This is a genomic window from Brevundimonas sp. D3-1P, assembly GCF_055809335.1.
In genome coordinates this window covers 3,132,391-3,152,746 of the sequence record NZ_CM147908.1, presented here as the reverse complement: position 1 = coordinate 3,152,746, position 20,356 = coordinate 3,132,391, and the positions used below count along the sequence as shown (strand labels likewise).

The following is a 20,356-nucleotide window of genomic DNA, read 5'->3' as shown; positions in this document are numbered from 1 at the left end:
CCGTCGGGCCAGGCAGCCGCTTGCGTCAGCGTCCGGCGTACAGATAATCCCGCGACAGAGGGACCGCGTCCGGCGTCTTGGCGAGCTGAAGCTGGAAGACCATGTGGCCCAGTTCGCGGAAGGCCACCTCGCTGGCGGCCAGATAGAACTCCCACATCCGGCAGAACCGCTCGTCATATAGGGCCAGGGCCTCGTCCCGCCGCGCCAGAAACCGCTCGCGCCAATGCCGCAGCGTCTCGGCGTAATGCAGGCGCAGCACCTCCATGTCCGTGACCCACAGGCCCGCCCGCTCGATGGCCGGCAGCACCTCCGACAGGGATGGAATATAGCCGCCCGGGAAGATGTATTTCCTCACCCAGGGCTGGGTGCGGCTAGGCGGACCCTTGCGGCCGATCGAGTGGATCACCGCCACGCCGTCATCGCTCAGCAGCCGCGCCACCGTATCGAAATATTCCTGGTAGTTGGGCTGGCCGACGTGTTCGAACATGCCGACCGAAACGATGCGGTCGAACGGTTCCCGCAGGTCGCGATAGTCCTGAAGCCGGAACGTGGCCCGGTCCGCCAGCCCCCGCGCGGCCGCCCGTTCGTTCGCTGTCCGATGCTGTTCCGTCGACAGGGTGACGCCCGTGACCGTCGCGCCCCGTTCGGCCATCGACAGGCCCAGCCCGCCCCAGCCGCAGCCGATGTCCAGCGCCGTCTGTCCCGGCGACAGAAGCAGTTTGTCGATCAGGCGGCGCTTCTTGGCCGCCTGTGCCTCTTCCAGGCTGGCGTCCGGCCGCTCGAAGAAGGCGCACGAATACTGAAGATCCTCGTCAAGGAACAGTCGATAGAAATCCACCGTCAGATCGTAATGATGATGCACGTTTGAGCGGGCGTGGGCGCGGTCGTTGGCCTGCTCCCACGCCCGGTGGATGCGCCAGCCGGGCTTCAGGGGGCGGCGCGTCCGGGCCAGTTCGGACGCCGTCAGTTCCAGGAAGTCGTAGATGGTCCCGTCCTCGACCCGGAACGTGCCGTCCATGAACGCCTCGCCCAGCCTGAGTTCCGGGTTCAGGGCGATGGCCATCGCCGTCTTCATGTCTTCGACGACGATGGTCAGTTCGGGCGCGCCCGGTCCGCCGCGGATCGTCCTGCCGCCCGGCAATCGCACGGCGATAGACCGGGTTCGGAACGTTCTGGCGATGAGGGATTGCAGCATCCGCCCCTCCATGGCTTGACCATACTCCAAGCTAGTGAATGATCGCTGCGACGCAACAGGCGCGGGGCCGCGTCGTTAGATCATCGCCTCACGAATTGGAGAGATCGCATGACCTTCACCCTGACCTCCACCGACATCGAGGACGGCGGCGTGCTGCCGGACGCCCAGGTCCACGCCAAGGGCGACATCTCGCCCCAGCTGGCCTGGTCCGGCGCGCCAGAGGGTGCTAAAAGCTACGCCGTCACCTGCTACGATCCCGACGCCCCGACCGGTTCGGGCTTCTGGCACTGGACCGTGGCCAATATTCCCGCCGACGTGACCGAACTGCCCACCGGCGCCGGCTCGCCGGGCGGCGCTCTGCCGCACGGCGCGGTGCAGGGTCGCACCGATTATGGCCAGGCCCTATTCGGCGGCGCCGCCCCGCCGCCCGGCCATGGGCCGCACCGCTACATCTTCACCGTCTTCGCCGTGGACGTGGACAGGCTGGACGTCACGGCCGACGATTCCGGCGCGGTGTTCGGCTTCAACCTCCATTTCCACACCCTGGCCAAGGCGTCGATCACCGCGACCTACGAAAACCGGGGCTGATCGCCCATCCGCCCTTGTGAGGTCGTGAAGCGCCCCTATGTTGCGCCGCAACATGACTGACGCCACGCTCGACACCGCTCCGCACACGCTTTCCCCAGGAGCGGTCGCCCTGGTCCTTCTGGCGCTGGCGACGGGCGGCTTCGCCATCGGCGTGACCGAGTTCGCGGCGATGAGCATCCTGCCCGACTTCGCCGCGGGCCTGGGCGTCGACGCGCCGACCGCCGCCCATGTCATCAGCGCCTATGCGGCCGGGGTCGTGGTCGGGGCGCCGATCCTGGCGGTGCTGGGCGCCCGGCTGCCGCGCTGGCTGCTGCTGATCGGCTTCATGGCCCTGTTCGCCGTCGGCAACGTCCTCAGCGCTCTGGCGCCCACCTATGGTTGGATGCTGGTGTTCCGATTCCTCAGCGGCCTGCCCCACGGCGCCTATTTCGGCGTGGCGGCGCTGGTGGCGGCTTCCGTCGTCCCGCTGCATTTCCGCACCCGCGCCGTCTCAACCATCCTCATGGGGCTGACGGTCGGCACGGTGCTGGGCGTGCCGGCGGTCAACATCATCAGCCACGCCTACGGCTGGCGCTGGACCTTCGCCATCGTCGGGCTGCTGGCTGTCATCACCATGGCGCTGGTCGCCCTGTTCGCCCCGCGCGACCCCGCGCATTCCGACGCCAGCCCCTTGCGTGAGCTGGGCGCCCTTAAGCGGCCCCAGGTCTGGCTGACCCTGGGCGTGGGAGCCGTCGGCTTCGGCGGAATGTTCGCGGTCTACGCCTATCTGGCCTCGACGCTGCGGGCCGTGACGGGCGCGAACGCGGATGTCATGCCCTGGGTCTTCGCCGTCTTCGGCGTGGGGATGTTCCTGGGCAATCTCCTGGGGGCCTGGGCCGCCGACCGCGGGGGGTTCAAGGCGGCGGGCGGCCTGCTGCTGTGGAGCGCGGCCGCCCTGACCCTCTATCCGATCGCCGCGCCCCATCTATGGTCCGTGCTGATCGTGGTCTTCCTGATCGGCGGCGGCGGCGGCCTGGGCTCGATCCTGCAGACGCGGCTGATGGACGTGGCCGGCGACGCCCAGACCCTGGCCGCCGCTCTGAACCACTCGGCCTTCAACACCGCCAACGCCATCGGCCCCCTGCTGGGCGGCATGGCCATCGCGGCCGGCCACGGCTGGACCTCGACCGCCTGGGTCGGCGTTGGACTGTCGCTGGGCGGGTTCGCGATCTTCCTGGTCGCCTGGCTGACGGGGCGGCGACCCGAGACGGCCTCGACCTGAGCGTTTCGCCAGGCCCTATGCACGGAGGCGTCTGGGTGTTCGCGACGCCGCGCACTGACATTTGCCGAAAACGGTGCTAGAGGCCCGCGCCATGAGCGCAGCCGTCATCGTCTTCCCCGGTTCCAACTGCGACCGCGACTGCAAGGTCGCCGTCGAACGCTCCACCGGTGAACCGGTGAAGATGGTCTGGCACGCCGAGACCGACCTGCCGTCCGACCTGGATCTGATCGTCATTCCCGGCGGCTTTTCCTATGGCGACTATCTGCGCTGCGGGGCCATGGCGGCGCAGTCGCCGGTGATGCAGGCGGTCAGGAAGGCCGCCGACGACGGCGTCGCCGTGGTCGGCATCTGCAACGGCTTCCAGATCCTGTGCGAGGCGGGGATGCTGCCTGGCGCCCTTCTGCGCAACCAGGGTTTGAAATACGTCTGCAAGCCCATCGCCCTGACCGTGGCCAACGGCCAGACCCGCTTCACCGCCGGCTATCAGGGCCAGCGCGAGGTGACGATGACCCAGGGCAACGGCGACGGAAACTTCTTCGCCGACGCCGAGACCCTGGCCCGGATCGAGGGCGAGGGCCAAGTCGTCTTCCGCTACGTCGACAATCCCAACGGCTCGGTCAACGCCATCGCCGGCATCCAGAACGCGCGCGGCAACGTCCTGGGCATGATGCCCCACCCCGACCGCGCCTTCGAGGCCGAACTGGGCTCGGCGGACGGCGCGGTCCTATTCCAGAGCATCTACGCGGCGGCCTGATCAGTCGGCGTCGTCGACGCCCTGGACGCCGAGATTCTCGTCAAGCTGATCCGTATCGCCGGCCTCGACGGACGCGCCGTTCTCGAGCTCCGGCTCCTCGTCCGCCGTGATCACGCCGCCGGGATCGCGTTGGGCGGCCAGTTCGCGGGCGCCGACGCCCAGGCCCTGTTCGATGGCCAGATTGGCCTCGACCTCGTCGTTCAGGTCCAGGTCTTCGTTGTCGGGATCGGCCATGGGAACATCCTCGTCTGTGGTTCGCCAGAACAACCGCCTGTCCGCCCTTTGGGTTCCTGTCAGGCCCTAGGGCCCGAACAGGGGTTCCACGCTGGCGCGCGACAGGGGACGGAAGACCAGGAACTGGCCGCCGACCGTGATGGTGATCTCATGCGCCTGCGGCCGCTGCGACAGGGCCGGATCGTCCAGGGACACGGCGCGGCCGGACGCGATGTCGCGCGCATCCGCCGGCGGCAGGGTCGGCCGTCCCTCGGACGCCGCCAAGGCCGAGAGGAATCGCCGCACGGCGTTGGCCTGTTGCGCCGGCGTCAGGGCGGCGCGCACCTGTCCCCAGGCGTCCTGCGCCCCCGGCGGCAGGGTCGTCGCCGGGATGGACGGCTGCACCTGGGCGGCGGCCGGAAACGCCGCGACGCCCATCGCCGCCAGGGCGAAGATCGAGACAGGCGAACGGCGCGGCGGCATCATCGTCGCAACAGACCCCGCCGACCCGTCCGAATGCAAGCTTCACTTTTCATGCGCATCGGGTGAACCTCTGACCTTCCGGCGCGTATGGGCCGGACACGCGCCCCGCATTGGAAATAGAATGTCCTCCATCATCCGCCCCACGCCCCGCCAGCGCACCCGCCGTCTGGTGGTGCTGGCCGCCGCCGTCTTCGCCGTCGTCACGCCCGTGGTCCAGAACCTGTCGGGCCTGGGCCTGAGCCAGGCCGAGTTCGCCGCAGACGGAAACAGCACCCTGCGCGTCGCCGGTTACGCCTTTTCGATCTGGGGGCTGATCTATGCAGGCGTCCTGGCCTATGCGGTGCGCCAGGCCTTGCCGCAGACCGGAGAAAGCCCTCTGTTGACGCGAATGGGCCTGCCCTCGGCGGTCGCCTTCTTCGGCGTCGGCTTCTGGATCGTCGTCGCGGCGATGAACCTGAAGGCCGCCAGCGTGGCGGTGATCTTCGCCTCGCTGTTGGCGCTGCTGATCCCGTTGTTGACCGTGTCGGGGACCATTCGCGCCCTGCCCCGCCTGGACCGCGAGCGCATGCTGCTGGTGTGGCCCTTGGCGGCCTTGGCGGGCTGGCTGACGGTGGCGGCGCCGCTAAACCTGATCACCACCCTGACCGCCTTCGACGCCCTGCCCGCCGCGCTGTCTCCCAGCCTGTGGGCCATCGTCGCCATCGTGGCTGTGACGGTCGTGGCGCTGGGCGTCACCGCCAGCCTGCGCACCCTGGCCTATCCCCTTCCGGCGGCCTGGGGCCTTCTGGGCGCCTTCGTGGCGGAACAGGCGGAAAAGCCGGCCGTCGCCTTCACCGCCCTGGGCGGGGCGGTCGTCCTGCTGATCGCCGGGGTGCTGCTCAGCTTCCGCCTGCGCCCCGGCGTCGAGCGCTGATCGTTCAGGGCTTGGACGGGGCGACGATGGCGTCGTCCCGGGGTTCGTGATCGCCCGCCCCCACGTCGAAGGCGCCGGCGCTGTCGAAATCGACGCTGCCGACGCCGACGGCCGAACCTGTCAGACGCTGACGGCTGGCGAGCGCCGCTTCCGGCGCCTCGGCGTCCAGCTCGGCGGTCGTTTCCGGGTCGTTCGAGCGGTCCATCTGCTGGCCCCCGGCCGGGACGATGCGGTCGGTGCGGGGCTGGCTCATTGCGGCTCCTCCTCTTCGTCCTGCGCCTTTTTCTGAGCCGCTTCGGCCAGGGCGGAGGCGCCGGCGTCGTCTGCGGCGATCTCGGGCAGGTCGTCGTCCTGGGGCGTGGCGGCGGGGTCGGTGGGCGTGTCGGTCATGTCGGCTCCTGTGAGTATCGCTGGAATCAACCGCCTGCGATCGTTGATGTTCCCCGATCTTGCGCCGGGCGGGCTGACATTCGGCCCGTCTGCGGCTAGAAGCGCCGCCCATGAGCGCTCCGCAGACGACCCCCCAAAAATCGATGGCCGACCTGGCCGCCGAATATGGCCTGGCCCCGAACGAATATCAGGTGGTCCTGGACCGGCTGGGGCGTGACCCGAACCATGTCGAACTGGGCGTCTTCTCGGTCATGTGGTCCGAGCACTGCTCCTACAAGTCCTCCAAGATCCACCTGGGCAAGTTCCCCACGACCGGCGATCGGGTCATCTGCGGACCGGGCGAGAACGCGGGCGTGATCGACATCGACGACGGCGACGCCTGCATCTTCAAGATGGAGAGCCACAACCACCCCTCCTACATCGAACCCTATCAGGGGGCGGCGACGGGCGTGGGCGGCATCATGCGCGACGTCTTCACCATGGGCGCGCGGCCCGTGGCCCTGCTGAACGCCCTGCGCTTCGGCGATCCGTCGCACGAGAAGACCAAGCGCCTGGTCAAGGGCGTCGTCTCGGGCATCGGCGGCTACGGCAACTGCGTCGGCGTGCCGACCGTGGCGGGCGAGACCAACTTCCACGCCGGCTACAACGGCAACATCCTGGTCAACGCCATGTGCGTGGGCCTGGCCAAGGCGGACAGCATCTTCTATTCGGCCGCGCCGTCGGCGGGCCTGTCGGTGGTCTATTTCGGCTCCAAGACCGGCCGCGACGGCATCCACGGCGCGACCATGTCCTCGGCCGAGTTCGACGACGAATCCGAAAGCAAGCGCCCCACCGTTCAGGTCGGCGACCCCTTCGCCGAAAAGCTGCTGATCGAGGCCACGCTGGAGCTGATGGCCTCGGGCGCCGTCGCAGCCATCCAGGACATGGGCGCGGCCGGCCTGACCTCGTCCTCGGTCGAAATGGCCGGCAAGGGCGGCGTCGGCATCGAACTGAACATGGACGCCGTGCCCCAGCGCGAAGAGGGCATGACCGCCTATGAGATGATGCTGTCCGAGTCGCAGGAGCGGATGCTGGCCGTCCTGAAGCCCGGCCGCGAGGACGACGGTTATCGCATCTTCCAGAAATGGGGCCTGGACGCCGCCGTCATCGGCGTGACCACCGACACCGGCCGTCTGGTGCTGAAACACCATGGCGAGACCGTCTGCGACGTGCCGCTCGCCCCCCTGTTCGACGACGCGCCCCTGTACGACCGCCCCTGGGTCCAGCCGGAACTTCAGCCCAAGCTGAACCCCGCCGACATTCCCGCGCCCGACAACTGGGCCGATGCGGTGATGAAGGTCGTCGCCTGCCCCGACATGGCCTCCAAGCGCTGGATCTGGGAGCAGTACGACCGCCACGTCATGGCCGACACCCTGCAGGATTCGGCCACCGGCGCCGACGCCGGCGTGGTCCGCGTCCACGGCACGGACAAGGGTCTGGCCGTCACGTCCGACTGCACCCCGCGCTACGTCCAGAACGACCCCTATGAGGGCGGCAAACAGGCGGTGGCCGAGGCCTGGCGCAACCTGACCGCCGTGGGTTCGCGCCCCATCGCCATCACCGACAATCTGAACTTCGGCAATCCGCAGCGGCCCGAGATCATGGGCCAGATCGTCCGCGCCATCGACGGCATGGCCGAGGCCTGCCGCGAACTGGACTTCCCGGTCGTGTCGGGGAATGTGTCGCTGTATAACGAGACCAACGGCGTCGCCATTCCGCCCACCCCGACCGTGGGCGCGGTGGGCCTCTTGCCCAACTACGACGTCGTGACCGGCTTTTCCGGCATGGCCGAGGGCGACGCCCTGGTCCTGATCGGCCAGACGCACGGCGAACTGGGCGTGTCGATCTATCTGCGCGAGGTGCTGGGCCGCGAGGACGGCGCCCCGCCGCCCGTCGACCTGGCGCTGGAAAAGAAGACCGGCGATTTTGTCCGCGGCCTGATCGAGGCGGGCGAGTTGACCGTGGTCCACGACCTGTCCGACGGCGGCCTGATCGGCGCGGCGGCAGACCTGGTGCTGGCCTCCGACGTCGGCGCGACTTTGGACGCCTCCAGCCAGACCCACGCCCACATCTTCCTGTTCGGAGAGGACCAGGCCCGTTACCTGGTCGCCGTAACCGATGCGGACGCCTTGATCGCCCAGGCCCGCGACGCCGGTCTGCACGCCTCGGTCGTCGGGCGCGCGGGCGGCGACGCCTTCGCCTCCAAGGGCGACAAGGGCGACCTGTTCAGCATCCCCGTCGCCCATCTGCGCGAATGGCACGAAGGCTGGATGCCGGGCTGGCTGGGCGACGCGGCCTAGTTCCCGTCGCCATTCCTGTGCGACCCCGCGCCGCAAGGTCCGTCTCGCGCAGGCCCTTGTTCCGCCTATCCGACGCCTTAAGTCTGTGACCTGACTGAAGGCATGGACATGACACTGGCCGACGCTTCCGTCTTTCGCCCCGCCATCCCGCCGCGCCGGGCGGGGGAACCGCTGTCGCTGCTGCCCTTCCTGTGGATCAGCTGGCGCGACCCGATCCGAATGTGGTCCGAGCGCCATTTCACCGAGCCGCAGATTCACGGCCATTCGGCCTTTGGCGAGGTTCTGGTGGTCAGCCATCCGCAGGGCGTGCGCCACGTCCTGACCGATAACGCCGCCAACTACGAGAAGGGCGAGTTGCAGAAGCGGGTGCTGGGGCCGATGCTGGCCGAGGGCCTGCTGCTGACCGAGGGCGACAAATGGCGCCGCGCCCGGCGCATCCTGGCGCCGCTGTTCACCCCGGCCAAGATGGCGACGCTGAACGCGCGCATGGCCGAAGTCTGCCGCGCGCGCGTCGCCGCCTGGGCGCTGTCGGCGCGCGGGCGGGTGCTGGATGTGGATTCGGAAATGTCGGGCCTGACCTTCGACATCCTGTCGGCGACCATGTTCTCGGACGAGTTGGGCGGCGAGGCGCGCGGATTCGAACGGGCGCTGAACCAGTTCCTGGCCAATGGCGCGCGAATCGATCCGCTGGACGTGCTGGGCGCGCCGGATTGGGCGCCGCGACTGGGCCGGCTGGCCAGTTTCCGCTCCGCCCGCTTCTTCGAGCAGCGCGTCACGCGACTGGTCGAAGCCCGACGCGCCCATGTCGAGGCCGGCGGCGCCGTCCATGACGACTTGCTTAGCGCGCTGCTGCTGGCCAGGGACGAGAACGGCGGCCCCGGCCTGTCGGACGAGGAGGTCGCCTCCAACATCCTGACCTTCATCCTGGCGGGCCACGAGACGACGGCCCGCGCCCTGGGCTGGACCCTGCATCTGCTGTCGCGCCAGCCTGAATATCTGGCCCGGCTCCAAGCCGAGGCCGACGCCTTCGACGTTTCCGATCCCAAATGGGCCGAGGGCCTGCCCTGGACCCGCGCGGTGCTGGAAGAGACGATGCGCCTGTTCCCGCCCGCCCCGACCATGGCGCGCAAGGCCCTGGCGGACGACGAGATCGGCGGCCAGAAGATCGGCGCGGGCGCGACGGTGATCGTCTCGCCCTGGATATTGCAGCGTCACAAGCGGCTATGGGACGACCCGGACGCCTTCAGGCCGGAACGGTTCCTGCCCGAGAACCGCAAGTCCATCGACCGCTACGCCTATATCCCTTTCAGCGCTGGACCGCGGGTCTGCATCGGCGCCGCCTTCGCCCTTCAGGAGGCGATGATCGCCCTGGCCGCGATTCTGCGGGTCGCCCAGGTCGAGGCCCTGACCACGGCCGAGCCCCGCCCCGTCCACCAGATCACCCTGCGCAGTCGCGAGCCGATGCGCCTCAGGCTGCGGGCCCGGCGCGGGCCGCATCGGGACTGACGAAGGCGGTCGCCGTCCCGTCCCGGATGGGCGATAAGGGACGCCGGTCTTTCAACGGATTCCACCCTTGCGCGTCGCCATCCTGCTTCCCCCCGGTTCCCGGTTTTCCGAGGCCCAGCCCAATTCGATGGAGACGGTCGTGCGCACCCTGGCCGGCGCGGCCCAGTCGACCTGCGACGATCCCGATGTCGAAACGCGCATCTTGTGCTGCAGCGGGGCGGACGATCACAATCTCGGCGGCGTCGACGCCCTGCCTGGCGGGCGGGGGCGGATGGAGGCCCTGATCGCCCGGCTGCGCGCCTTTCGTCCCGATGTGATCGAACACCACCAGCAGGTCAAACAGGCCCTGGCGGTGCAGCAGGCCCTGCCCGAGGCCGCGCATCTGCTCTATCGCCACAATGCGCTACGGGCGCCGCGTCACAGGCTGGACGCCTGGCGCTATCGGGCGCGCTACCGGCGGATGGACGGTCTGGTCTTCGTCAGCCGGGCAGAGCGCGACGCCTTCGTGCGGACCTTCCCCGACATGGACGACCGCGCCTTCGCCGTGCCCAATCCGATCGACGCCGGGGCCTGGCTGGCCTCGCCCGAAAACCGGCCGCCGGTCATCGCCTTCGCGGGGCGGGCGATGCCGGAAAAGGGGGTCGACATCCTGTGCACCGCCCTGCCCGCCGTTCTGGACGCCCATGCCGACTGGCGCGCGGTCCTGATGCTGAACGACTGGGACGCTCACGCCCAGTGGGCCGCGCGCCACGTCGCCCCGCTGGCGCGCTTCGGGGACCGGGTCGAGGTGCTGAAATCCGCCCCTCTGGCCGAGGTGCGTCGGCGGATGCAGTCGGCGGCCATCGCCCTGACCCCTTCGGTCTGGGACGAACCGTTCGGCCTGACGGCCATCGAGGCCCATGCCGCCGGCGCGGCCCTGATCTCGTCCGGTCGCGGGGGCCTGCGCGAAGCCAGCGGCCCCCACGCCTTCTATGTCGATGCGGTGACGCCAAAGACGCTGGCGGCGGCGATGGATCGGCTGATCCGCGATCCCGCCGAACGGCTGGCTCTGGCCCGCGCGGGCCAGGCCTATGTGCTGGAGACCCATACGCCCCGGCGCCGCGCCGCCGACCTGAACGCCGTCAGACGCACCCTGGTCGAGCGTCGCCGGATCGCCGCCTGAGCTCGCTTCAGACCACGGGCACGGCCTGGGACAGCCGACCGCCCACCCGGATCGGCTCGACGCGCGTGGCCAGGCCCGTGCGATCGTCCGTCTCCACGAAGACGCCGCACACCGTCGCCGGGCCGGACGCGGGCGTATAGCGCCCGCCGGAAATCCGCGTTGTGAAGCGGCGCAGCGGCTCGTCCTTCTCGTTGCCGATGACGCTGTCGTAGTCGCAGCAGCCGCCGGCGTCGGTCTGATAGGCCGTGCCGCCCGGCAGGATCTGGCAGTCGGCGGTCGGGACGTGGGTATGGGTGCCCACGACCAGCGAGGCCCGCCCGTCGCAGAAGTGGCCCATCGCCATCTTCTCCGAGGTCGCCTCGCAGTGCATGTCCACGATGACGGCGTCGGCGACGGCGCCCAGGGGGGCGGCGGCCAGTTCACGCTCCACCGCGCCGAACGGATCGTCCATCGGGTCCATATGCACCCGGCCCAGCACATTCATGACCAAGACGGTGCGGCCCGTGTCGGTCTCGAACAGATTGGCCCCGGCGCCCGGCGCATCCATCAGGCGCGGATAGTTGGCGGGACGGATCAGACGCGGCTCGCGCACGATATAGGTCAGGGCCTCGCGCTGGTCCCAGCTGTGGTTGCCCAGCGTCAGGCAGTCGGCGCCCGCCATGAACAGCTCGCGCGCCGTATTCTCGGTGATGCCGAAACCGCCCGCTGCGTTCTCGGCGTTCACCACGACGAAATCCAGCTTCAGATCGCGCTTCAGGCCCGGCAGGTGATCGCTGACGCCGTCACGGCCGGACTTGCCGATGACGTCGCCGAAAAATGCCAGTCTCATTCGAAAAGTCTCATTCGAAAGCCGTATAGCCGTTCTCGGTCAGAACGCCATGCAGTCGGATGTCGTGATCGTCCAGCGCCAGTCGCTCGACCCGCTGGCCGGCATAGGCGAAGCCGACCCGCAGCGCGTGAGGACGTTCGGCGAAGGTGCGGTCGTAATAGCCGCCGCCCTGCCCCAGCCGCCCGCCGCGTTCATCGAAGGCCAACAGCGGCGTCAGGATCAGATCGGGCTCCACCCCGTCGGCCAGAGGCAGGGGCGCGGGACAGCCGGCGGCGTCCATTTCCAGCGGTTCGTGCGGGGACCAGGCGCGGAACAGCATAGGCGCGTCGCGCTGGACGACCACGGGCAAGCACAGGCGTCGCCCCTGCGCCAGCAGGGCGAGGGCCACGGCGTCCGTGTCCAGTTCGGAGCCCATGGCGCGATAAAGGGCGACGACATCGCCCCCCGGCAGGGCGTCGGCGCGATCCGCCGCGCGGGCCGCCGCCGCCGGATCGGCCTGGGCCAGGCGCTTGCGCAGCGCCCGCGCGGCGGCCCGGAGTTCGTGCTTCTCGGAGTTCATGCCGCGACCTTAGATCGGCAAGACCGTCGCGGCGAGCGATAGCGCGCTCAAGCAGCGAGCCGCCGCGCGGCGAGCGTTAACGCCCTAAAAATAAAGAAAGTTGGCGGCGCCGCGCGAACCGTGAGGAACGTTTAAATCCTCTCGACCTGGGTAGCCAGGTGGGCTCCATATGCCCAGGCCCTCGAGCCCGGACAGGGACAGATCCCGTAGAGTGAATTAAGGTCAGAAGGATATGTTGTCTTCGACGTGAGCCGCAGCAGGACCCGCCGTCCGACAAGATAGGGCCTCGAGGCCGAACACGCCAGCGCCGCCCGATCAGATATTTTGGGCGATCTTCTCGATCCGCGCGGCGACGGCGTTCAGGGCCTCGGCCACGCCCTCGGCGGCGGCGGGCGCGGGCGGGGCGGCGGGCGCCTTGCCCTCGCCCAGGCGGGCCTCGTGCAGTTCGTCGGCCAGGATCAGGGCCGACATCAGGAACAGGCGCAGATCGCCGACATGGCCCACGTCCTGGGCCACGGCGCGCACCTGGTTGTCGAACTGCTTGGCCAGGATGCGGACCCGCTCCTCCTGGCCGTCGGCGCAACCGACCGCATAGGGCCGGCCGTTCACCTCCACTGTCACCGTCGCCATCAGCGATCCTCGCTTTCTGGCGCATCCCTGGCTTGGAGCGCCTCGCGCACCGCCTCGGCCGCGCGGCCCAGCGCCTGGGACGCCTCGCGACCCGCCGCCTCCAGCTCGGCGACGCGCTGGTCGGCAGGCCGCGGCGCGAACAGGTCGTCGTCCGCCACGGCGGGCGCCGAGGCGGGGCGCGCCTTCAGTTCCAAGACCTTGCGTTCGAGATCGGCCAGGGCGCGGTCGATGCGCGCCCGTGCGGCCGTGGTGGCGTCTGCCATCGGTCGCTCCTTGCAAATTGCGTATAGAACCCGAGGACGCGCCGGGGTAAAGCGGCGCCGCCTCTTAAATTCCGCATCGTCCGAAAGGTCTCCGCCGTGACCGACGCCAAATCCGCACCCAAGCCCGCGCCCAAGGCCACTCCCGAACAGATGGCCAACGCCATCCGCGTCCTCGCCATGGACGGGGTGGAAAAGGCCAAGTCGGGCCATCCGGGGATGCCGATGGGCATGGCTGACGTCGCCACGGTGCTGTTCTCGAAGTTCCTGAAGTTCGATGCGTCGCGTCCCGACTGGGCCGACCGCGACCGCTTCATCCTGTCGGCTGGCCACGGCTCGATGCTGATCTACGCCCTGCTGCACCTGACCGGCTACAAGGCCGCGACCAAGGCCGAACTGTCCAACTTCCGCCAATGGGGCTCCAAGACCGCCGGCCACCCCGAATACGGCCATATGCCGGGCGTCGAGGTCACCACCGGCCCGCTGGGCCAGGGTCTGGCCGCCTCGATCGGCTTCGCCATGGCCGAGCGGCGCCTGGCGGCCAAATACGGCGAGGATCTGGTCGACCACCGCACCTGGGTGATCGCCGGCGACGGCTGCCTGATGGAAGGCGTGTCCCAGGAGGCCATCGCCCTGGCCGGGCGCTACCGCCTGAACAAACTGACCGTGCTGTGGGACGACAACGAGATCACCATCGACGGCAAGGTGTCGCTGTCGGACGTCGTCGACCAGAAGGCGCGCTTCAAGGCCGCCGGCTGGGCGGTCAAGGCCGTCGACGGTCACGACATGAAGGCGATCAAGTCCGCGCTTCAGTGGGCGACCCGCCAGGACAAGCCGACCCTGATCGCCTGCAGGACCAAGATCGGCCGGGGCGCCGCCACCATGGAAGGCAGCCACAAGACCCACGGCGCGGCCCTGGGCGCCGCCGAGATCGCCGCCACCCGCCTGGGCCTGGCCTGGGACCACGATCCGTTCGAAATGCCCGAGACGATCCTGTCGGCCTGGCGCAAGGTCGGCCGTCGCGGCGCCAAGGACCGCAAGAAGTGGGAGGCCCGTCTGGCCGCTTCGCCCCAGGCCGCCGACTTCACCCGCGCCATGAAGGGCGACCTGCCGGAAGGCGCCTTCGACGCCCTGAACGCCAAGATGGCCGAACTGGTCGAGACCCGGCCCGCCCAGGCCACGCGCCAGTCCTCGGGCGCCGCGCTGGACGAACTGTTCGCCGCCATTCCCGAACTGGTCGGCGGCTCGGCCGACCTGACCGGCTCGAACAACACCTTCGTGAAGGGCACGCCGATCTTCGACGCCCCGACCTATGAGGGCCGCTACGTCAACTGGGGCATCCGCGAGTTCGGCATGGCCGCCGCCATGAACGGCCTGGCCCTGCACGGCGGCGTCATTCCCTACGGCGGCACCTTCATGGCCTTTTCGGACTACAGCCGCCCGGCCATCCGCCTGGGCGCGCTGATGGGCGTCCGCGTCATCCATGTCCTGACCCACGATTCCATCGGCCTGGGCGAGGACGGTCCGACGCACCAGCCGGTCGAACACCTGGCCGCCCTGCGCGCCATTCCGAACCTGCTGGTCTTCCGTCCCGCCGATACGATCGAAGCGATGGAGTGCTGGCAGGTCGCGCTCCAGTCCAAAACCGCGCCGTCCGCCCTGGCCCTGTCGCGCCAGAAGACCCCGGCGGTCCGCACCATCGCCTCGAGCGAAAACCTGTCCGCCAAGGGCGCCTATGAGATCAAGGCCGCATCGGGTGAAGCGAAGGTCACGCTGTTCGGCACGGGCACGGAACTGGCCCTGGCGCTGAAAGCGGCCGAGACGCTGGAGGCCGAAGGCACGCCCGTCCGCGTCGTCTCCGTCCCCTGTTTCGAACTGTTCGAACGGCAGGACGCCGCCTACCAGGCCTCGGTCATCGGCCGCGGCACGGTCCGCGTCGCGGTGGAAGCCGCCATCAAACAAGGCTGGGAACGGTTCATCGGCGAGGACGGCGCCTTCGTCGGCATGACCGGCTACGGCGCCTCGGCCCCGGCGGAGGTTCTGTACGACAAGTTCGGCATCACCGCCGAGGCGGTGGTCGCGGCGGTCAAGGCGCGGCTTTAAGAACACGGCCCTTCTCCCGTTGGGAGAAGGTGGCCCGCAGGGCCGGATGAGGGTCGGATGGTGTGCCAGTCCGCACTACGACCCCTCACCTTTCGCGCCAGAATGACGGCTTCGCCGCCGTGCGCTTAAGCCCTCTCCCCCAGGGAAAGGGAGACTTGTGGAGCAGACGATGAAATCCGGCATCCTCGGTCTTCTTCTCGCACTCAGCCTGACGGCGCCCGTCGCTCAGGCCCACACCGTCCTCCAGACGCCCGCCCCGGTCGAAACCCCCATCGTCATCGGCCGCTCCTACGCCCTGCCCTCCGCGATCATGAGCGCGATGCGCGAGATCAACATCTGGCTGCCCCCCGGCTATGCCGACAGCGGCAAGGCCTACCCCGTCCTCTATGTCCTCGACGGCGGTCAGGATCAGGACTTCCACCACATCTCGGGGCTCGCCCAGATGGGGACCGTCGTCGGCACCACCCGCGATGTTATCGTGGTCGGGATCGCCTCGGTGGATCGCCGCAACGAACTGGCCCTGCCCACCACCGATCCCGACCTGATCGCCCGCTATCCGACGCAGGGCCATTCGGACCGTTTCCGCCGTTTCGTGGCCGATGAGGTCCTGCCCTTCATCCAGGCCCGTTATCGCACCAGCGGCGAGACGGCCCTGATGGGCGAGTCGCTCGCCGGCCTGTTCGTGGTCGAGACCTTCCTGAAGGAACCGCAGATGTTCGACGCCTATGTCGCCGTCAGCCCCAGCCTGTGGTGGGACGGCGGTGAGTTGGCGCGTCAGTCCGGCGCCCGTCTGCGCGACCAGTCGAACGACCCGCGCACCCTGATCCTGACCTTGGGCGACGAAGGCCCTGAGATGCAGGCGCCGATGGACGTCCTGACGGCCAATCTGCGCGACCACGCCCTGCCCGGCCTGAGCTGGAGCTTCACGCCCCGCCTGAACGAGACCCACGCCACCATCTACCATGGCGCCGCCCTGGACGCCTTCCGCCAGCTCTATGCAGAGCCTGCGAAATGAGCCGGATCGGCGCAATCAGCCTGCTTGTTCACGACTATGACGCGGCCATCGCCTTCTATGTCGGAAAGCTAGGCTTCGGGCTCAGTGAAGACACCGACATGGGTGGGGGCAAACGCTGGGTGCGGGTCACGCCCCAAAGCGAAAGTGGTCGCGGCGAGACCAGCCTGCTGCTCGCCCGCGCCACGACCGGCGCCCAGAAGGCCCAGGTCGGCAACCAGGCCGGCGGCCGCGTCTGGCTTTTTCTTGAGACCGACGACCTGCTGCGCGACCACGCCGCCTGGCTCGCCGCCGGTGTCCACTTCCGTGAAACCCCGCGACATGAGACCTATGGCAAGGTGGTGGTCTTCGAAGATCTCTACGGCAACGCCTGGGACCTGATCGAACCCGCTACCGGAGCCTGACGCCCATGAAACTCGGCACCCCGCTTTCCGACACCGGCGTTCGCGTCATGCTGCTGGGCAGCGGCGAACTGGGCAAGGAGGTCGCCATCGCGCTGCAACGGCTCGGCGTCGAGGTCATCGCCGTCGATCGCTATCCCAACGCCCCGGCCATGCAGGTCGCGCACCGCAGCCACGTCATTCCGATGACCGATCCCCAGGTGCTGAACGGTTTGATCTTGGCCGAGGCCCCGCACATCATCGTTCCCGAGATCGAAGCCATCGCCACCGACATCCTGGCCGAGATCGAGGCGTCGGGCCTGGCGCGCGTGGTCCCCACCGCCCGCGCCGTGCAGCTGACGATGAACCGCGAGGGCATCCGCAAGCTGGCCGCCCAAGACCTGGGCCTGCCCACCAGCCCCTACGCCTTCGCCGGCTCGGCCGAGGAGCTGGCGACAGGGGCGCAGGCCGTGGGTTTCCCCTGTTTCGTCAAGCCGGTCATGTCGTCCTCCGGCAAGGGCCAGTCCTTCGTCGAAGACACCGACCAGATCGCCGACGCCTGGACCTATGCGCAGGAAGGCGGACGGGTCGCCGGATCTCGGGTGATCGTCGAGGGGCGGATCGACTTCGATTTCGAGATCACGCTGCTGACCGTCCGTTCGCGCGGCGCAGACGGCGAGACCGCTACCTCCTTCTGCGCCCCCATCGGTCATCGCCAGGTCAAGGGCGACTATGTCGAAAGCTGGCAGCCCCAGGCCATGACGCCCGCCGCCCTGGCCGCCTCCCGGGACATCGCGGCCAAGGTGACGCAGGCGCTTGGGGGATGGGGCGTCTTCGGCGTCGAGCTGTTCGTCAAGGGCGATCAGGTCTGGTTCTCGGAGGTTTCGCCCCGTCCGCACGACACCGGCCTCGTGACCCTGGCCAGCCAGACCCAGTCCGAGTTCAGCCTGCACGCCCGCGCCATCCTGGGCCTGCCGGTCGATGCGACCCTGCGCGAACCGGCCGCCAGCGCGGTCATCTACGGCGGCATGGAGGCCCAGGGCGTGGCCTTCGAAGGCGTCGCTGCGGCCCTGTCGACGCCGACGGCCGACCTGCGCCTGTTCGGCAAGCCCGAAGCGTTCGAGCGCCGCCGGATGGGCGTGGCCACGGCGCGCGGCGCCGATGTCGAGCAAGCCCGCGAACGCGCACGCGAAGCGGCGGCGCACGTGAAGGTGGTTCGATCCTAGCGCCTGGGGCTCTTGAAGTCCCCACAGGCGGCGGAGATGCGTTTCGGAGCCCCTCCGTCTCTCCGTTTCGAGCCGCCTTCGCAGAAAAGGGAAAGCAGGCGGGTTCCCTTTTCTACGACTTTAGTCGATTGGCCTTGTTCTGCATTGTGGTGCAAACCAAGCGCGAGGGCCGCCAGTCAGTCGGCCGGGAGGAATTGTTCGTGGGCAAGCTAAGCACCCCCATCGTCTTTGGGGCCATCGCCATTCTGGGCGCCGTGTCCCTGGCCATCATCGCCCTGCACCAGGGCGAAAGCATCAGCGCGGTCTGGATGGTGGTCGCCGCCGTCTGCACCTACGCCATCGCCTATCGGTTCTACAGTCGATACCTGGCGGGCAAGGTGATGGGACTGAACGCCGCGCGGCCGACGCCGGCGGTGCGGCGCAACGACGGTCTGGACTATGTGCCCACGCCCCGGAACGTCCTGTTCGGCCACCACTTCGCCGCCATCGCCGGCGCGGGGCCGCTGGTCGGGCCGGTGCTGGCCGCCCAGATGGGCTATCTGCCCGGCGTCCTGTGGATCCTGGTCGGCGCTGTCCTGGCCGGCGCGGTGCAGGACATGATGGTCCTGTTCATGTCGACCCGCCGGGACGGCAAGTCGCTCGGCGACATGATCCGCACCGAGATGGGCAATATCCCCGGCATCATCGCCCAGGTGGGCGTCTTGATGATCATGGTCATCATCCTGGCCGTCCTGGCCCTGGTGGTCGTCAAGGCCCTGGCCGAAAGCCCCTGGGGGACCTTCACCGTCGCCGCCACCATCCCCATCGCCATCTTCATGGGCCTGTACACCCGCTTCCTGCGGCCCGGCCGCGTGGGCGAGGTGTCGGTCATCGGCGTCGTCCTGCTGATCCTGGCCATCATCGGCGGCGGCCATGTCGCGGCCGATCCCTACTGGGGCCCGGCCTTCACCCTGACCGGCCCGACCCTGGCCATCCTGATGATGGTCTATGGCTTCATCGCCTCGGTCATTCCGGTCTGGCTGCTCTTGGCGCCGCGCGACTATCTGTCGACCTTCCTGAAGATCGGCGCCATCGTCGCCCTGGCCGTCGGCATCATCATCGTGCGGCCGCACCTGCAGATGCCGGCCATCACCCCCTTCATCGACGGCACAGGACCGGTCTTCGCCGGCGCCCTGTTCCCCTTCCTGTTCATCACCATCGCCTGCGGCGCCGTGTCGGGCTTCCACGCCCTGATCTCGTCGGGCACCACGCCCAAGCTGCTGGAGAACGAAAACCAGATTCCGCTGATCGGCTATGGCGCCATGCTGTGCGAAAGCTTCGTGGCCGTCATGGCCCTGATCGCCGCCACCGTCCTGGACCCGGCCGTCTATTTCGCCATGAACAGCCCGGCCGCCGTGATCGGCACGGATGCGGCCTCGGCCGCCGCCGCCGTGGCCCAGTGGGGCTTCCACATCACGCCGGGAGAGCTTGAGCAGTTGGCCCGCGACGTGGGCGAGCATTCGATCCTGTCGCGCGCGGGCGGCGCCCCGACGCTTGCGGTCGGCATGGCCCACATCCTGTCCAGCGTCATCGGCGGCAAGGCCATGATGGCCTTCTGGTATCACTTCGCCATCCTGTTCGAGGCGCTGTTCATCCTGACCACGGTCGACGCCGGCACCCGCGTCTGCCGCTTCATGATCCAAGATCTCTTAGGCGTCGCGGTTCCGAAGATGCGCGAGACCAAGTCGTGGGGGGCCAACGTCGTCGCTACGGCCCTGACGGTCGGTCTGTGGGGCTATTTCCTCTACACCGGCGTGGTCGATCCGCTGGGCGGCATCAACAGCCTGTGGCCTCTGTTCGGCATCGCCAACCAGATGCTGGCCGCCGTCGCCCTGATCCTGGGGACCGTGGTCCTGTTCAAGATGAAGCGCGAGCGGTTCGCCTGGGTCATGGTCGCGCCCGCGACCTGGCTCCTGATCTGCACCCTGACGGCGGGCTTCCAGAAGCTGTTCCACCCGGATGTCCGCGTCGGCTTCCTGGCCCATGCCCGCAAGTATCAGGAGGCCCTGGGCGCCGGCGAAATGATCGCCCCGGCCAAGACGGCGGCCGACATGCACCGCATCGTCATCAACGACTATGTCAACTCGGCGCTGACGGCGGGCTTCCTGTTCGTGGTCATCACCATGGTCGTCTATGGCGTCCTGGCCTGCCGCAAGGCCTATCTTAACAACCGTCCAACCGTGCGCGAATATCCGGAAAGCCACGATCTGACCCCGGCCGACGAAGCCGCGGACGTGGCCCGTGCCTAAGTCGGGGCCTGATCCGTCGAGCGCGGACCTGCTGTGCCTGTGCCGCGACGCCGCCATCCGGTGGGGTCGCGGCGTCCAGCGCACGGCCGGGGCCATGATCGGCCAGCCCGACTACCAGGCGTATGTCGACCATGCGGCGGCGACCCATCCCGACCAGGCGCCGCTGGACAAGACCGCCTTCTTCCGCCTGCACGAACAGCGCCGCTTCGGCGGGGCGGGCGGGTTCAAGTGCTGCTGATCCGACCTTGATATTGCGCTCATCCCG

The 20,356-nt window shown here is 68.8% G+C and carries 22 protein-coding genes and 1 other RNA gene; 13 read left to right on the top strand and 10 right to left on the bottom strand.

From position 1 onward, the window contains the following. Positions 1–25 precede the first annotated feature (25 nt). A complete protein-coding gene (locus tag AC0L6G_RS15935) occupies positions 26–1,195 on the bottom strand; it encodes a class I SAM-dependent methyltransferase (protein ID WP_473252619.1) in 1,170 nt (389 codons plus the stop codon). Between the two features lie 108 nt (positions 1,196–1,303). On the opposite strand from AC0L6G_RS15935, the gene AC0L6G_RS15930 reads away from it, so the two are divergent. The 3 genes from AC0L6G_RS15930 to purQ all read left to right on the top strand — a co-directional run bounded on the left by AC0L6G_RS15930 (position 1,304) and on the right by purQ (position 3,798). Continuing rightward, entirely contained in the window at positions 1,304–1,783 is a 480-nt protein-coding gene (locus AC0L6G_RS15930) for a YbhB/YbcL family Raf kinase inhibitor-like protein (RefSeq protein ID WP_293825708.1), read from the top strand. Between the two features lie 52 nt (positions 1,784–1,835). Next, positions 1,836–3,044 (top strand): MFS transporter, encoded by a 1,209-nt coding sequence (locus tag AC0L6G_RS15925; RefSeq protein WP_293825709.1) that lies wholly within the window; start codon positions 1,836–1,838, stop codon positions 3,042–3,044. 91 nt (positions 3,045–3,135) lie between these two features. After that, complete coding sequence (purQ, locus tag AC0L6G_RS15920) at positions 3,136–3,798, top strand: phosphoribosylformylglycinamidine synthase subunit PurQ (protein ID WP_293825710.1); 663 nt, start codon at positions 3,136–3,138, stop codon at positions 3,796–3,798. Here the strand turns inward: purQ and AC0L6G_RS15915 are convergent, their stop codons facing one another. Together AC0L6G_RS15915 and AC0L6G_RS15910 are read right to left on the bottom strand one after the other, a co-directional pair. Next, positions 3,799–4,032: a hypothetical protein gene (locus AC0L6G_RS15915; protein ID WP_291537194.1), complete on the bottom strand. Its 234-nt coding sequence runs from the start codon at positions 4,030–4,032 to the stop codon at positions 3,799–3,801. It abuts the gene before it with no gap. A 66-nt stretch (positions 4,033–4,098) separates the two neighbouring features. After that, positions 4,099–4,494 carry a hypothetical protein gene (locus AC0L6G_RS15910; RefSeq protein WP_473252618.1) on the bottom strand — a complete coding sequence of 132 codons (396 nt, stop codon included), beginning with the start codon at positions 4,492–4,494 and terminating at the stop codon, positions 4,099–4,101. Between the two features lie 121 nt (positions 4,495–4,615). Here AC0L6G_RS15910 and AC0L6G_RS15905 point away from each other — a divergent pair, with 121 nt between their 5' ends. Next, positions 4,616–5,407 carry a hypothetical protein gene (locus tag AC0L6G_RS15905; RefSeq protein WP_291537196.1) on the top strand — a complete coding sequence of 264 codons (792 nt, stop codon included), beginning with the start codon at positions 4,616–4,618 and terminating at the stop codon, positions 5,405–5,407. 4 nt (positions 5,408–5,411) lie between these two features. Here AC0L6G_RS15905 and AC0L6G_RS15900 read toward each other — a convergent pair whose 3' ends face one another. Both AC0L6G_RS15900 and AC0L6G_RS15895 read right to left on the bottom strand, forming a co-directional pair. Beyond that, a complete protein-coding gene (locus tag AC0L6G_RS15900) occupies positions 5,412–5,660 on the bottom strand; it encodes a Tat pathway signal protein (RefSeq protein ID WP_293825713.1) in 249 nt (82 codons plus the stop codon). Next, complete coding sequence (locus tag AC0L6G_RS15895; RefSeq protein WP_291537198.1) at positions 5,657–5,797, bottom strand: hypothetical protein; 141 nt, start codon at positions 5,795–5,797, stop codon at positions 5,657–5,659. Before AC0L6G_RS15895 ends, AC0L6G_RS15900 begins: the two co-directional genes overlap by 4 nt. Positions 5,798–5,907: 110 nt before the next feature. On the opposite strand from AC0L6G_RS15895, the gene purL reads away from it, so the two are divergent. From purL to AC0L6G_RS15880, 3 genes are all read left to right on the top strand, one after another. Next, positions 5,908–8,136: a phosphoribosylformylglycinamidine synthase subunit PurL gene (gene purL / locus AC0L6G_RS15890; protein WP_293825715.1), complete on the top strand. Its 2,229-nt coding sequence runs from the start codon at positions 5,908–5,910 to the stop codon at positions 8,134–8,136. Between the two features lie 108 nt (positions 8,137–8,244). Beyond that, positions 8,245–9,642, top strand: coding sequence for a cytochrome P450 (locus AC0L6G_RS15885; protein ID WP_293825717.1), 1,398 nt, complete (start codon positions 8,245–8,247; stop codon positions 9,640–9,642). 67 nt (positions 9,643–9,709) lie between these two features. Continuing rightward, complete coding sequence (locus AC0L6G_RS15880) at positions 9,710–10,804, top strand: glycosyltransferase family 4 protein (protein ID WP_293825719.1); 1,095 nt, start codon at positions 9,710–9,712, stop codon at positions 10,802–10,804. A 7-nt stretch (positions 10,805–10,811) separates the two neighbouring features. Here the strand turns inward: AC0L6G_RS15880 and AC0L6G_RS15875 are convergent, their stop codons facing one another. From AC0L6G_RS15875 to AC0L6G_RS15855, 5 genes are all read right to left on the bottom strand, one after another. Continuing rightward, positions 10,812–11,633: a TIGR00282 family metallophosphoesterase gene (locus tag AC0L6G_RS15875; RefSeq protein ID WP_293825720.1), complete on the bottom strand. Its 822-nt coding sequence runs from the start codon at positions 11,631–11,633 to the stop codon at positions 10,812–10,814. A 10-nt stretch (positions 11,634–11,643) separates the two neighbouring features. Then, on the bottom strand, positions 11,644–12,192 hold the full coding sequence (locus AC0L6G_RS15870) for a 5-formyltetrahydrofolate cyclo-ligase (RefSeq protein ID WP_291537203.1): 549 nt from the start codon (positions 12,190–12,192) through the stop codon (positions 11,644–11,646). A gap of 102 nt (positions 12,193–12,294) precedes the next feature. After that, positions 12,295–12,455: non-coding RNA, 6S RNA (gene ssrS, locus AC0L6G_RS15865), on the bottom strand. A 52-nt stretch (positions 12,456–12,507) separates the two neighbouring features. After that, positions 12,508–12,822, bottom strand: a complete 315-nt coding sequence (locus AC0L6G_RS15860; RefSeq protein WP_293825722.1) for a cell division protein ZapA — start codon at positions 12,820–12,822, stop codon at positions 12,508–12,510. After that, positions 12,822–13,085 (bottom strand): hypothetical protein, encoded by a 264-nt coding sequence (locus AC0L6G_RS15855; protein ID WP_291537205.1) that lies wholly within the window; start codon positions 13,083–13,085, stop codon positions 12,822–12,824. The genes AC0L6G_RS15860 and AC0L6G_RS15855 overlap by 1 nt, the downstream gene beginning before the upstream one ends. A 150-nt stretch (positions 13,086–13,235) precedes the next feature. Here AC0L6G_RS15855 and tkt point away from each other — a divergent pair, with 150 nt between their 5' ends. The 6 genes from tkt to AC0L6G_RS15825 all read left to right on the top strand — a co-directional run bounded on the left by tkt (position 13,236) and on the right by AC0L6G_RS15825 (position 20,329). Further along, positions 13,236–15,185, top strand: coding sequence for a transketolase (tkt, locus tag AC0L6G_RS15850; RefSeq protein WP_473253271.1), 1,950 nt, complete (start codon positions 13,236–13,238; stop codon positions 15,183–15,185). Between the two features lie 169 nt (positions 15,186–15,354). Continuing rightward, entirely contained in the window at positions 15,355–16,200 is an 846-nt protein-coding gene (locus AC0L6G_RS15845; RefSeq protein WP_293825724.1) for an alpha/beta hydrolase, read from the top strand. Then, the gene (locus tag AC0L6G_RS15840) at positions 16,197–16,601 is read left to right on the top strand and encodes a VOC family protein (RefSeq protein ID WP_293825726.1); all 405 of its coding nucleotides are present in this window, start codon (positions 16,197–16,199) and stop codon (positions 16,599–16,601) included. The genes AC0L6G_RS15845 and AC0L6G_RS15840 overlap by 4 nt, the downstream gene beginning before the upstream one ends. Before the next feature lie 5 nt (positions 16,602–16,606). Next, positions 16,607–17,803 (top strand): formate-dependent phosphoribosylglycinamide formyltransferase, encoded by a 1,197-nt coding sequence (gene purT / locus AC0L6G_RS15835; protein WP_293825728.1) that lies wholly within the window; start codon positions 16,607–16,609, stop codon positions 17,801–17,803. Between the two features lie 200 nt (positions 17,804–18,003). Further along, positions 18,004–20,091: a carbon starvation CstA family protein gene (locus AC0L6G_RS15830; RefSeq protein ID WP_473252617.1), complete on the top strand. Its 2,088-nt coding sequence runs from the start codon at positions 18,004–18,006 to the stop codon at positions 20,089–20,091. Further along, complete coding sequence (locus tag AC0L6G_RS15825; RefSeq protein WP_293825731.1) at positions 20,084–20,329, top strand: YbdD/YjiX family protein; 246 nt, start codon at positions 20,084–20,086, stop codon at positions 20,327–20,329. Before AC0L6G_RS15830 ends, AC0L6G_RS15825 begins: the two co-directional genes overlap by 8 nt. Positions 20,330–20,356: the final 27 nt, after the last annotated feature.